14 protein-coding genes are annotated in these 13,365 nt (G+C 45.4%); 5 read left to right on the forward strand and 9 right to left on the reverse strand.

Going from position 1 to position 13,365, the window contains the following annotated elements:
- Window positions 1–85 precede the first annotated feature (85 nt).
- The 7 genes from LU297_RS04585 to rpmI form a co-directional block, all read right to left on the reverse strand.
- On the reverse strand, window positions 86–964 hold the full coding sequence (locus LU297_RS04585) for a cell division protein ZipA C-terminal FtsZ-binding domain-containing protein (RefSeq protein WP_263077233.1): 879 nt from the start codon (window positions 962–964) through the stop codon (window positions 86–88).
- A gap of 209 nt (window positions 965–1,173) precedes the next feature.
- The gene (locus LU297_RS04590; RefSeq protein WP_263077326.1) at window positions 1,174–1,434 is read right to left on the reverse strand and encodes a type B 50S ribosomal protein L31; all 261 of its coding nucleotides are present in this window, start codon (window positions 1,432–1,434) and stop codon (window positions 1,174–1,176) included.
- A 220-nt stretch (window positions 1,435–1,654) separates the two neighbouring features.
- Window positions 1,655–1,963 carry an integration host factor subunit alpha gene (locus LU297_RS04595; RefSeq protein WP_263077234.1) on the reverse strand — a complete coding sequence of 103 codons (309 nt, stop codon included), beginning with the start codon at window positions 1,961–1,963 and terminating at the stop codon, window positions 1,655–1,657.
- Between the two features lie 132 nt (window positions 1,964–2,095).
- Complete coding sequence (pheT, locus tag LU297_RS04600; protein WP_263077235.1) at window positions 2,096–4,492, reverse strand: phenylalanine--tRNA ligase subunit beta; 2,397 nt, start codon at window positions 4,490–4,492, stop codon at window positions 2,096–2,098.
- A 53-nt stretch (window positions 4,493–4,545) separates the two neighbouring features.
- Window positions 4,546–5,523, reverse strand: coding sequence for a phenylalanine--tRNA ligase subunit alpha (gene pheS, locus LU297_RS04605; protein WP_263077327.1), 978 nt, complete (start codon window positions 5,521–5,523; stop codon window positions 4,546–4,548).
- Window positions 5,524–5,868: 345 nt separating this feature from the next.
- Entirely contained in the window at window positions 5,869–6,225 is a 357-nt protein-coding gene (gene rplT, locus LU297_RS04610; protein ID WP_263077236.1) for a 50S ribosomal protein L20, read from the reverse strand.
- A 27-nt stretch (window positions 6,226–6,252) separates the two neighbouring features.
- The gene (gene rpmI / locus LU297_RS04615; protein WP_036331620.1) at window positions 6,253–6,447 is read right to left on the reverse strand and encodes a 50S ribosomal protein L35; all 195 of its coding nucleotides are present in this window, start codon (window positions 6,445–6,447) and stop codon (window positions 6,253–6,255) included.
- A 356-nt stretch (window positions 6,448–6,803) separates the two neighbouring features.
- Here rpmI and hisIE point away from each other — a divergent pair, with 356 nt between their 5' ends.
- From hisIE to tatC, 4 genes are all read left to right on the forward strand, one after another.
- The gene (gene hisIE / locus LU297_RS04620) at window positions 6,804–7,601 is read left to right on the forward strand and encodes a bifunctional phosphoribosyl-AMP cyclohydrolase/phosphoribosyl-ATP diphosphatase HisIE (protein WP_432806270.1); all 798 of its coding nucleotides are present in this window, start codon (window positions 6,804–6,806) and stop codon (window positions 7,599–7,601) included.
- A 154-nt stretch (window positions 7,602–7,755) separates the two neighbouring features.
- Window positions 7,756–7,977, forward strand: a complete 222-nt coding sequence (gene tatA, locus LU297_RS04625; RefSeq protein WP_263077237.1) for a Sec-independent protein translocase subunit TatA — start codon at window positions 7,756–7,758, stop codon at window positions 7,975–7,977.
- Between the two features lie 25 nt (window positions 7,978–8,002).
- Window positions 8,003–8,542 carry a Sec-independent protein translocase protein TatB gene (tatB, locus tag LU297_RS04630; protein ID WP_263077238.1) on the forward strand — a complete coding sequence of 180 codons (540 nt, stop codon included), beginning with the start codon at window positions 8,003–8,005 and terminating at the stop codon, window positions 8,540–8,542.
- Window positions 8,539–9,297, forward strand: a complete 759-nt coding sequence (gene tatC, locus LU297_RS04635) for a twin-arginine translocase subunit TatC (protein ID WP_263077239.1) — start codon at window positions 8,539–8,541, stop codon at window positions 9,295–9,297. Before tatB ends, tatC begins: the two co-directional genes overlap by 4 nt.
- Before the next feature lie 32 nt (window positions 9,298–9,329).
- On the opposite strand, the gene lptG is transcribed toward tatC, so the two are convergent.
- Both lptG and lptF read right to left on the reverse strand, forming a co-directional pair.
- The gene (gene lptG / locus LU297_RS04640; protein ID WP_263077240.1) at window positions 9,330–10,424 is read right to left on the reverse strand and encodes an LPS export ABC transporter permease LptG; all 1,095 of its coding nucleotides are present in this window, start codon (window positions 10,422–10,424) and stop codon (window positions 9,330–9,332) included.
- Window positions 10,421–11,656, reverse strand: a complete 1,236-nt coding sequence (gene lptF / locus LU297_RS04645) for an LPS export ABC transporter permease LptF (RefSeq protein ID WP_263077241.1) — start codon at window positions 11,654–11,656, stop codon at window positions 10,421–10,423. Before lptF ends, lptG begins: the two co-directional genes overlap by 4 nt.
- 176 nt (window positions 11,657–11,832) lie before the next feature.
- Between lptF and LU297_RS04650 the strand changes: the two genes are divergently transcribed.
- The gene (locus LU297_RS04650; RefSeq protein WP_263077242.1) at window positions 11,833–13,344 is read left to right on the forward strand and encodes a leucyl aminopeptidase; all 1,512 of its coding nucleotides are present in this window, start codon (window positions 11,833–11,835) and stop codon (window positions 13,342–13,344) included.
- Window positions 13,345–13,365: the final 21 nt, after the last annotated feature.

Here is a 13,365-nt window from a genome sequence, read left to right on the forward strand (position 1 = left end):
TTTCTCTTGGTTATTGTGTGATGATTATTGGGTATAAAATACAAAAAAACCGTCCCAAAAGACGGTTTTATCTTAGTCTTGTCAATCAATGATTTGCAAAAATTGCACGCAAGCGGTCAAATGATTCTGCATCAAAACGCATGCGATTTTCATCAGTCAAAATGGCATTAAGGTCGCCAGCCAACAAACCTGCGGTCGAAACCATGCTGTCATAGCCTCTTAGCAGCTGCTTGTGCGGTATGACCAAAAACAAAATCAGGCTGTCAAAATAATCGTCTGCCAAAGTGTTAAGGTCGAATGCTGTTGGTCCGTTCTTATCTTCTGCCATCATACTAAACCAACGCACGCCTCGCCCATCTTCATACTCATGTCGATGGAACATGTTCATCGAGCCGTGTTTGAGTCCATAATTGCGGGCGATGTCCAACACCTGACGACCTGAAATACTTGCCCCAAACTGCGGGGTAATCACAATCGTGAAAGTCTCAGTATAATCTTGTAGTGGATTGGTGCTTTCATCAAAAGACTGCTGCTCGTCCAAATGGCGGTCAAGCACTGGCGACTGCTGCTCAAAGCTTTTGTTGATTTGTTGGCTTGGCACACTCAGTCCATCAAATGCCGTCTCAGTGGTGGCGACATCGTCCGACTCGCCAATATCCGTCTGCTTGCTGTCAGTCTGTGTATTTGTGGTCACTGTCGCTGGTGCGACTGGCTCGTCCATCACCATCGTAGGGGCAGATGAAATCGCCGCCGCCATGCTCGACAACGCATCTTCATCTTCGCCTTGATGGTCATGATGAAGCTGTCTTTCATTGCGAGCCAAAATGGGCAAACCGTGCTTTTGGTTGGATTTGCTGTTATCCAGCTCATCGTTATTGCTACGAATACCACGAATGATGATATAAATACCAACAATCAGCACCGCAATCGCCAGCAAAATCGCTAAGATATTCAACACTTCCATACACGCCCCGTTTGTCAGCCAACCAACCAATTATCACATTTTATCAAAACCAATAGTTTATCATGAATGCAAAATTTCGTCATCTAGGATATGGTTTGATAAGAAAATTGTTACAATTTTTTGAATAAGATTGACTGTTTTTTAGTCAAGCCATCAATCTTCCATAAAAAAATCGCCCCAAAAGAGCGATTTTTTTGATAAGCGATGACTTATTTTTTGCCACGATTGGCAAATGCACCAAAACGCTTGTTGAAGCTTGCCACACGACCTTCGTTGGCAGTTTTGCGTTGCTCGCCTGTGTAGAATGGGTGAGACGCACTTGAAATATCTAGTGGGAAGTATGGGTACTCTGCACCTTCGTATTCACGAGTGGTCTTGGTCGCTACGGTAGAACGAGTTAGGAAGTACACATCAGCGTTGGTGTCGTGGAATAGTACTTCACGGTATTCTGGGTGAATGTCTTTACGCATAATAAATCTCAAATCCAATGAACCTAAGCACCGATAATCATCATCGAGACGATGACGGAACATAGCCACGCTGTCGCCAACCAATTTTGGCACACCGCACCATGCATATCTGTATTCATCAGCCAACTTAGGTGGGAAAATAAAGGCTATATTTTAGCGAATTTTGGGTAAATATTCAAGATGATTTAACCAAAATTCATCAGGTTTGGCAAAACTTTCATCACTTTGCCAAGCGGCGAGCGATTTGACTGTCCACTTGACTGCGAAATTTTTGTCCTGCCTTAAAAGTGACCACACGGCGTGCAACCACTGGCACACTTTCGCCTGTTTTTGGGTTGCGACCAGGTCGTGGTTTTTTGTCTTTGAGTTCAAAATTGCCAAAACCTGACAATTTGACCTCTTTGCCTGCCGCCAGATTGTTACTGATTTCGCCAAAAAAACCATCAACCAATCGTCCAGCCTGCTGGCGGGTGATTCTTAGCCTAAGCGTCAATTCGTTAATCATATCCGCTTTGGTCAATGCACTCATGCAATATATTCCTTATTTGCCAAATGTATTTTGGTGTAATTATTGATGATGTATTGTAGAAAAACTTGCCATCACAAGTCAAGCTAAGAGCAAAAAGCCCCTTAGCTTGACTAAGCCAGCACAAGCCGACCATCAATCTCTTAGATGGGCATGATATTGTGCTGCCAAATCTGCCAATACTTGATCGGTGGCTTTTTTGATTTGTTCTTCTTCCAAAGTCGCCAAATCATCTTGGAAAACCATCGCAAATGCCAAAGAATGTTTTCCTGCTGGCAAGCGATCGCCTTGATAGACATCAAATAGCCAAGTATCTTGTAGATACTTGCCCGCAGACTGACGAATTTGCTGTTCCAATTCCTGCCAAGACACTGCTGTGTCCACCAAGACCGCCAAATCACGGCGAACCTGAGGAAACTTGCTTGGAGCAGACACTGACACCGCACGGCGATGAAGTGCCACCAACCCATCAAGCTGTAACTGGGCCACCCACACCACAGGCAAATCTAGGGCTTTGGCAATGCTTGGGTGTAACTGACCAAACCAGCCCAGCGTCTCACCATCAACCATCAAAACCGCACTTTGTCCAGGGTGCAAAAATGCCATATTGGCTCGCTCATAGCGGATATGACGACCATCTAGTGTGCTGGGCAATAAAGCCTCAATGTCTCGTTTTAGGTCATAAAAATCCATCGCACGGTTGGCATGGCTTTGCTCAGAAGTCACATTGCCCGTTGCTACGATGGCAAGGCTTGGCGTCTGGGTTAGCTCTTTAATGTTCGCCCCCACAAAACTTAGCCCCGTCTCAAACAGTCGAACACGGCTTTGTTGGCGATTGATGTTATAGCTGACGATGGGCAGTAAGCTGGATAAGAGCGTACGACGCATCACTGCCAAATCACTGGAAATAGGGTTGGCAAGTGCCAACACTTCGCCCAAAGTCGCCTCATCAAACAAGCGTTCAATTTTTTCATCGCTAAAACTAAAACTGACCGCCTCGTGATAATCGGCATTGACCAAAGATAGTTTTAGATGATGCACCAAGTCAGCCCCATCATCATAGCTCATGTCCACCGCAAAACTTGGCAAGCGTGGCTCAATCTTGGCATAGCCGTAAATGCGTGCCACTTCTTCGACAATATCTTGGGCGATATTGATGTCAAAACGATGGCTTGGTGCTTGGCAAATCAAGGTATCATTTTGTAAAGTGGTCTTGATTTCAAGACGATTAAGAATGTCCACCATCTCATCAGCAGCAATCTGCACCCCAAGCAGCTCATCAATCTTTGCCACAGGCACTTCTATGATGGCTCGTTTTGGCAGTTGCTCCACTGTTTGCACGGTTGTGATTGCTCCTGCTTGTCCACCTGCCACGCTGATAATCAACGAAGTAGCACGGTCTAAGGCAAGCTGTGGCAATTCAAAATCCACGCCACGCTCAAATCTTTGACTGGCATCAGTATGCAAGCCAAAGCGTCTGGCTCGCCCTGCGATGGCAAGCTGGTCGAAGTGAGCTGATTCTAATGCGATGCTGGTGGTTTCATCAGAGACGGCAGAACGAGCACCACCCATGATACCTGCCAACGCCAAGATGCCTTCATCATCAGCGATGACTAGCTCATCACCTGTCAATGTGATGGTTTGTTCATTAAGCAGCTCAACGCTCTCGCCTGCATTGGCTTGACGCACCACGATATCACCAACAATCTTATCAGCATCAAAAGCGTGCAAAGGCTGACCTAATTCAAGCAAGACAAAATTGGTCACATCAACCAAAAAATTATGCGTGCGTACACCTGACGCCACCAACGCATCTTCTAGCCATTTTGGGCTAGCTTTGGTGCGGTCAATGCCATCGATGCGTTGTGCCAAATAGCGTGGGCAAGCCTGCGTAGCAAGCACCTGCACACCGACTGTCTGATTGGTGCTTGGGGCAACAGGCGTGACTTGGTTACGATTTAATGGCAAACGGTTAATCACCGCAATCTCTCGTGCCAAGCCCAACACGCTTAGGCAGTCGCCACGATTTGGCGTGATGGCAATCTCAAAAATCTGATTATCCAGCCCCAAATAATCACGCACATCAACGCCAATGGGTGCATCGTCAGGCAGTTCAATCAATCCATCAATTTTATCCACCAAACCAATCTCAGAAGCACCGCACAGCATGCCTTGACTTTCGACACCACGCAACTTGCCTTTTTTGATTTTAAACCCTTTGTCGTCATCAGATGGCAATACCGCACCAATGGTTGCCACCGCCACTTTTAAGCCTACTCGCACATTAGGAGCACCACAGACGATTTGTAGCAATTCGTCTGTACCAATATTGACTTTGGTCACTCTTAGGCGGTCAGCGTCAGGGTGCTGAATACATTCGATGACCTCGCCCACCACCACGCCTGTGAACGGTGGAGCAACCATTTCCAAGCCGTCCAACTCCAAACCTGCCATCGTCAGTTGCTCGCCAAGCGTCTGACTATCTACGCTTGGATTTGCCCATTGTCTTAGCCATTGTTCACTGATTTTCATTGTATTTGCCTCATTAATTTTTTGTGTTTATGCGTTTTTAATTGAACATTCAATTAACCAAATTGTTTTAAAAATCTTAAATCATTTTGGAAGAATAAACGCAAATCATCAATGCCATAATACAACATGGCAAATCGCTCAATACCCAATCCAAAAGCAAATCCTGTATATTCATCAGGATTGATGCCACAATTACGCAGCACTTGTGGGTGTACCATGCCACAACCAAGCACTTCTAGCCATTTGCCATTGTCGGACAAAATATCCACCTCAGCCGATGGTTCAGTGAATGGGAAAAAGCTGGGACGAAAACGCACGGTCATTTTTTTACCGAAAAATGCGTCCAAAAATTCATGAATCAGCCCTTTAAGCTCAGCAAAATTTGAAGATTTACTAATCATCAAACCCTCCATCTGATGAAACATGGGCGAATGCGTTTGGTCGCTATCGCAGCGATAAACTCGACCAGGGCAGATGATACGAATTGGCGGTTCACTTTGTTCCATCGTGCGAATCTGCACGCTGCTGGTGTGCGTACGCAACAAATAATGAGCATCAAAATAAAAAGTATCATGCATGGCACGAGCTGGGTGATGGTCTGGGATATTTAGTGCCTCAAAATTATAATAATCGCTCTCAACCTCAGGACCTGTCGCCACGCTAAACCCTGCTTGCACAAAGAACTGACGCATACGCTCGGTGGTCTGCGTGATGGGGTGTAATGTTCCTTTGGCGATACCACGAGCAGGCAGTGTGATGTCGATTTGTTCGCTGGCAAGTTTGGCATTCAACGCAGCAGCGGCAAGCTGTGCTGATTTTTCATCAAGTGCTGCACCAATGCGTGTGCGAAGCTCGTGCAAGTAGGCACCGTACTGCTTTTTTTGTTCAGCATCAAGACTGCCCATTTGCTTGGACAAAGCGGTCAAAACCGCTTTTTTGCCAGTCAGTTGCACACGAAATTCTTGCAAAGTTTTTTCATCGCTGGCGGTATTGATGAGCAAAATCGCCTGATCGCCAAACTGTGTCAGCATCTGGGCATCAATTTGTGCCAAAGGCAACTCTAAACTGGGTAAATCAACTAAAATATCTGACTGAGTCATATCATCATCTTATTGTTTTGGATAAAAAAATGTGCCAAATTTTGGTGTACGCCTCGCCCACATCATCTCATGCCAACTTAGTACACGCCAATCTGACGGCTGATTCTTGGGAATTTATTTTAAAGAATTGATAAAATTTTGTAAATATTTTTGGGCAGTTTTCTGATGTTTTTCGATGATTTTTTACAAATTTATCATCAACTTACATCACTTACCGCCAAAAAACAAAAACCCCACTCCAAAGAGCGGGGCTTGTTGTCTTGTATTGGCAACAACTTATGCCAAAGCAGCTTTTGCTCTTTCTGCGATTGCAGTGAAAGCAGCAGCATCATGCATGGCGATGTCAGCCAAAATACGGCGGTCAATCTCAATGTTTGCCTTTTTAAGACCATTGATTAGACGGCTGTAAGACAAACCATTTAGGCGAGCACCAGCGTTGATACGAGCAATCCACAGACGGCGGAAAGAACGCTTTTTGTTGCGACGGTCACGATAAGCATATTGACCAGCTTTCATTACCGCTTGTACGGCAACACGATACACACGAGAGCGAGCACCATAGTAGCCTTTTGCACGGGCTAGAACTTTTTTGTGACGGCGGTTAGCTTGTACACCACGTTTTACACGAGCCATTTTATTCTCCTAAATATCCACAATTGATTAGATGTATGGGCACATACGGCGGATTGACGCAACGTCAGACGCATGAACCATCACGCAACCACGAAGTTGGCGGATACGCTTTGGAGATTTTTTGGTCAAAATGTGACGCTTGAATGCTTGCTTACGCTTGAAGCCATTTGCGGTTTTTTTGAAACGCTTAGCGGCACCGCGTTTGGTTTTTAGTTTCATAATTACCTCTTGTCAATCAAAAGCCAGATGGCTTGATAAATACCTGTTCGCCAAGCAAATGCTTGTCTAAAGGTGGGGACTTGCCATTATACGCCAAAATCACTGGTATCGCAAGCATTATTAAATATTAGCGACTGCTTTTGGCAATTTTGGTGTCTTTTATCAAAATCATCGTCATCTTAGCATCAATCCAACCATGTCCAATGTGTCATTATTTTGTGCAATTATGCCCAAATTGTGATAAAGTAGCTAAACAACCAAGCAAGCCACACTTGAAATGCTTGCAACGACCAAACACAAGAGAATCAGGCTGTTTTCTTGTATTTTTTTCTGATGATTTAATTGCAAAACTAAATATCATGACGATGTCCAACACCACCAACCAACATTGGCTTGATGCCATCAAATTTAACGCAGACGGCTTAGTGCCGACCATTGCCCAAGACCATCAAACAGGACAGATTTTGATGATGGCTTGGCAAAATCGTGAAGCCTTATTATTGACCAAACAAACAGGCACGGCGGTTTATTTTTCTCGTTCTCGTGGCAAACTGTGGCACAAAGGGGAAAGCTCTGGACATACTCAGCTTGTGCATGATATTTTTACCGATTGCGATGGCGACACGGTCATCTTATCCATCACTCAGCTTGGTGGCATCGCTTGTCATACAGGTCGTCAGTCCTGTTTTTATCAAAGACTTGACGATGATGGGCAATGGCAAATCAATCAGGCGGTCATCAAAGACCCTGCCCAAATCTACACAGCAGACAACCAAGTCGCCAAATCAAACCATCATGCAATGGTCAGCGTATTGACCACACTTCACCAAACACTGCAAGAACGAAAAACTGCCGACAAAGACACCTCCTATGTGGCAAGCCTATATCACAAAGGCATCAACAAAATCTTAGAAAAAGTGGGCGAGGAAGCGGTCGAATCCATCATCGCTGCCAAAGAATTGCAGCTAATCAAAGCAACCAATGGCAAGGATTTGGCACAAAAACAACATGATTTTGTCTATGAAGTGGCGGACACTTGGTTTCATCAGATGGTGGCGTTGTCAGCATTAGATTTGTCAGTGTTTGATGTCATTGATGAGCTGGCTCGTCGTGTCGGGATTAGCGGTATTGACGAAAAAAACAGTCGCACCCAATGATTGACCCGAATCGTCAGAAAAATAGACAAATTATCTCAACTTATCGTCCAAATTTACCAAATTCATCGAAAAATCTGGACGACAAATTCCCAGCAATGGATAAATGTGCTATGATGAGATAACATCAATGATGACACGATTTTAAGGAGTTTTTATGGGTACATTTTCTATCACACATTGGCTGATTTTGTTGGTGGTGGTTGTGGTTGTGTTTGGCACAAGCAAACTACGCAACGCTGGCAAAGACTTAGGTCAAGCGGTCAAAGGCTTTAAAGATGCCGTCAAAGATGGCGAAAATGGCGACACCAAAACGCTGGACAATCAACCCAAAGTGATTGTTGCCGAAAAAGTAGAAATCAACAAAGATAACACCTAATTTTTTCAAAGCGACAGACACCGTGATGAATCTTGGTTTTTTTGAACTGGCGCTATTTGGCATCATCGCCTTAGTCGTACTTGGCCCTGAAAAACTGCCCATCGCTGCTCGCACCATTGGCAAATGGTACGGTATGTTTCGCCGTGCCAGCACTCGCCTGCAATCTGAAATTACCAGCGAGTTGCAGCTACTAGAAGCCCAAGAACAGCTCAAAGTAGAACTTGCCAAAATCAAAGAATCTGAGTCAGCGATGAAAGCACAAATGACTCAATTACAGCAGTCACTCAATCAGACCCAAAAACAGCTACAAGACAGCGTCTGGCTTGATGAATCTGGCAATAAAGAAGAAAAGAGTGCTTGGCAACTCATTGCTGAATCTGCCGATGATACCACGCAACATCATCAGGACTTTCACCAGCAAGCTGCAACTGAGAATGCCTTGAACATACCGTTGGTCAATCGCTGGTTTTTGCTTGGCGATTACGACAAAAAACGCCGTCTGCCGTCTGCTCCATTCATGCCAAATTATGTCGCTGACCCCTTATTACATCAGAGTTCATCATGACCGCACAGCACGAACAAGACATGCCTTTGATGTCGCATTTTGTGGAATTACGCAGCCGACTGATTCGCATCTTTATTGCCGTCATTGCGGTATTTTTGGCGTTGGTTGGGTTTAGTAGGCAGCTTTATGACTACATATCCAATCCTTTGGTTGCACTACTACCCAGTGAAGCCAGTATCATCGCCACCGATGTTACCTCAGGATTTTTAGCACCGATTAAGCTGACTTTTTTTGTGGCATTATTTGTATCCGTGCCGTTTATTTTGGCTCAAATTTGGGGCTTTGTCGCACCTGGCTTATACAAACACGAAAAAAAGATTGCCTTGCCACTTTTGCTCTCCGCCATCGTCCTGTTCTATGTTGGTGTGGCGTTCGCCTACTTTGTGGTGCTTGTCCCTGCCCTCAAATTTTTTGTGATGTTCTCTCCTGACAATGTTTTGCCAATGACCGACATTGACAGTTATTTAAGTTTTGTGGTGAAGCTATTTTTGGTCTTTGGCGTGATGTTTGAAATCCCTGTTGCCACACTCATTTTGGTCATCATGCGATTGGTCAGCGTGCAAAGTCTGGCCGCCAAACGCCGCTATATCATTGTTGGCTGCTTTGCCATTGCCGCCATCGTCACGCCTCCTGATGGAGCGAGCATGGTGATGCTTGCTGTGCCGATGGTGCTGTTGTTCGAATTTGGGCTGCTGATGGCAAAACTACTGATTAAAGAAGCCCACACCGACCAAACACCCGCCCTGCACGAATGACCCACAAAAAAGCGAGCTTATTGCCCGCTTTTTTATTTGGATTTCTTTTCAAGTAAATAAACACCCGCCAGCAAACTGATGATGATTGGCAAAATCGCCATCACCAAAGGCGAAAACCCTGTGGCAAGTGCGACAAATCCTGTCAAATCGGTCAGATAACTAAACAACAGTCCCGTCAATAGTGCCAACACCACACGAATGCCCAGACCCTGAGAACGCAGCGACCCAAACACAAAAGATGACGCCACCAGCACCAACGACAATACGGCAAATGGCGAGAGTAATTTTTGCCAAAATGCCAATTCATGACGAATGGAACGAGATTCTTGATGTTTCATCAATTTGCCATGTGCATACAAATCCGTCAGGGACAAATCCTCTGGCTCTTTGGTCAAAAGATGTACATCATTTGGTGCGATTGGCAAAGTCAAAGAACGACTAACGGTATGATTTTTTTGCACGCCTTGTGCATTGATGGCAATCTCATCAATGTCAGATAATTGCCACACATAGCGTCCATCTTGCTGATTGTCTGGCTGATAAATGCCCTTGCCTGCTTGTATGGCGTGCGTCAAGTTGCTGTCCAAAAGCTGATATTGCTTGATTTGTCCCAATTTACCATCGCTGTCAGCATAATTGATGTAAGTGATTTTTTTGCCAGTCTCCTCATCAGTAACCGACCAATAACCATTGATGGTAACCAGACGATTTTTGGCGGTATCCGACTTAATGGCGTGAGCATACTGATTGGCGATGGGTAAGGCAAACTGATTCACCCCCAATGAAATGGCAACGAATAACAAGGCTGGCAACATCGCCCAACCGATGATGCGATACAAGCTGATGCCAGCTGCACGCATGATGACCAGCTCGCTATTATTGGCAAGCAATCCTAAGCCAATGACCGCACCCAATAATGCACCTGTTGGGATAAACTGCACCAAAAAATACGGGGAACGATAGAAAATAAACCACAACGCATCGCCCAAAGTATAGCTATCATTGATATTTTCAAGCTCTGCCAAATAAGCAAAAATCATTTGTAGCAGCCATAAGCCAACCACTGCACCCAGCATCGCCAGTAGTGCCGAGCGAATGACATATCTGGGTAAAATATACGACTTCATGATGATTGCTCGCTATGGCGTTTTAGGCGTAATCGTGCCACAATAGTTTGATGATAATTTAGATACAAGGCAAACGCCAGCAATGATACGACTGCCACAGGATAAGTCCAGATGGACAATTTGCCTTTGGTGATGCTTTCTTTGAGGGAAATGAGCACCAACACATTTGCCACAAAAATAAAAATCGCTGGAATCAGTTTTAGCCACCTGCCCTGTCGTGGACGCACATAAGACAACGGCACAGCCAGCATCACCGCCAAAATAATCAACCACGGTAAACTAAACCGATAACCAATCTCCGCCAATACTTCATTGACATTATCTCGCTTGGCGTTGCCAGACAGCACCTCAAACAGCTGAGCGGTACTCACGCCCTCAATACGCATTGAGCGTTCTTCACTTTTTTGGGCGGCTGACAGCGTGATACGATAGCGTTCAAAGCCAATCTGACTGTATTTCTTGCTCATCGGATTGACTTCATAGCGACGACCTTGATGCAAATCTAAGGCAATCGTCCCATCATTGGTATCCACCTGCGTGGCTGATTTGGCAAAAATCAAGGTATCTTGACTGCTGATGAATTTTTCGGGGATTTTTTGCAAATCCTGCTGGTCGATTGCCACTTGGTTGTGAATGGCGGCGTCAGTGTCTGGCTTGACATTCGTCTGAATGACAATGACCTCATTGAGTGATTCTCGATTTGCACCCACTTGCCCCACATACAGATGATAATCGCCACTACTGATGAATTCTTTTGGACGAATCATCTCAAAAATCTTTGTCACCGATTGCTCTTGCCAGATGTTGGTCGCCCTCTCCATGCCCCAAGGCTTGGCAATCAAAGTTGTCCACGCCTCAAACAGCATGAGTAGCAGTATGAGCGGTGCAAGCAGTCTTGCCAATCTGCCACGACTGATGCCTGCACCATTGATGACTGCCATCTCATGGTCCGAATACATTCTGCCAAGCACCAGCATCAAGCCAATAAAAAACGACAGCGGTAAAATCAGCTCCAAAAAATAGGGCAGATTATAACCAATCAGCGTAAACAGCACGCTCACATCAAGACCTCCCTCTGCCGCCATACCAAAATAGCGAATCAATCGCCCACCAAGCAACATCACCACCAAAAACCCTAATACTAAGGCGGTGGTCATCGCAACTTGACTGGTCATGTATCGGCGTAAAATCACAGCTTCATCTCTATGGCAAGCACTAAAACAGATTATCATACCAAAAAAGTGGTGTTTTTTTAAGACAAAGACCCATTTTATTTTGTTGCCAGATGATACAAAAATTATCGCCAAAACCGATGAGAAAAATCATTTTTTCAAATGTTCAATCCACCGCTTTTGTGCTACACTAATCAAGATTTTTCACAACAAGGCAACTTTATTAAGGAATTTTTATGCCGACATCAAACATCGCTTTGGCAGTACAAGCCAAGCTGACACTCAAAAAAGCCAGCAAAACCAATCCACTACCTTTGATTGTTCTGTTCGCCACCGACAAAGGTGAAATTTTGGGCAATCTTGAACACGCTGAGTACATCGACCGTGCTGGTGCGTTGATTAAACAAGCCAATTTTAAAGGCGGCTTGGGCGAAACCGTGACTGACTACGCCCTACACGCCACCGACTTTCCAGCAGTGACCATCATCGGTACAGGCAGTCTAAACAAACTGGCTGACAACATCGCCAAAGTCGCCAAAGCCACTTATCAAGCCATCAAAAATAACAAATCTGCCGCCATCTTGTGGGGCGACACCATCTGCCAAAGACACTTCACGCAGTTTGTCATCGCACTATTGGACGGTGCGTATCGTTTTGAACGCCATAAAGCTAAGCCAAAAGACGCTGATGCCATCACCAACATCACCATCATCTCCAATAAAGACGAACAGCAAGACTACGATGCCGCTCTTGCTTTTGCCATCGCTACTGACAGCGGTATTGTACAAGCCAAAGATGTCGCCAATGAAGCACCAAACATTCTGACTCCAAGCCAGCTTGCCAAAGCCGCCAAACAACTTGGCAAAGACTTTGCCGATAGCATTGATGTGACCGTGCTTGGCGAAAAAGACATGGAAAAATTGGGCATGGGCTGCTTCTTATCTGTGTCACAAGGCTCTGACCAAGAAGGCAAACTTGCCGTCATCGAATACTATGGCAAATCAGGCAAAGGCAAAAAAGCCAAACTGGACAACCCTATCGCCCTAGTTGGCAAAGGCTTGACTTTTGACAGTGGTGGCATTTCCATCAAGCCATCAGCAGGCATGGAAGAGATGAAGTTTGACATGGGTGGTGCAGCGGCCGTGCTGGGTGCAATGCGTGCAGCAGCAACCGCTGGCTTGGAACTGGACATCGTGGCGGTGCTTGCTTGTGCTGAAAATATGCCATCGGGCAGCTCAGTGCGTCCAAGCGACATCGTGACAGCGATGAACGGTCTGACCGTAGAAGTGCTAAACACCGATGCTGAGGGTCGTCTGGTATTGTGCGATGCTCTATGCTATGTCCAAGAAAACTATACCCCAAAAGCCATCATTGATGTGGCAACCTTGACAGGGGCTTGTGTTGTTGCACTAGGCTCACACCGCTCAGGTCTATACAGCAATGATGAAGACACTCTATTTGCCTTAGAAAATGCTGGCGAATTCATCAATGACCTAGCATGGCACATGCCGCTTGATGCCGCCTATGATGAACTGATTAACTCAAACATCGCAGACATTCAAAACATCGGTGGCCCTAAGGGCGGTTCTATCACCGCAGCCTGCTTCTTGCAACGCTTCATCAAAGAAGGTCAGGCATGGGCTCACTTGGACATCGCTGGCACAGCTTGGATTAGCGGTAAGGACAAAACCTCAACAGGTCGTCCTGTGGCACTTTTGACACAATATCTACGCAGTCAAGCCAAATAACTGACGATTTTACCAAAAAAA

This window comes from Moraxella nasicaprae (assembly GCF_025643275.1).
GTDB lineage: Bacteria > Pseudomonadota > Gammaproteobacteria > Pseudomonadales > Moraxellaceae > Moraxella > Moraxella nasicaprae.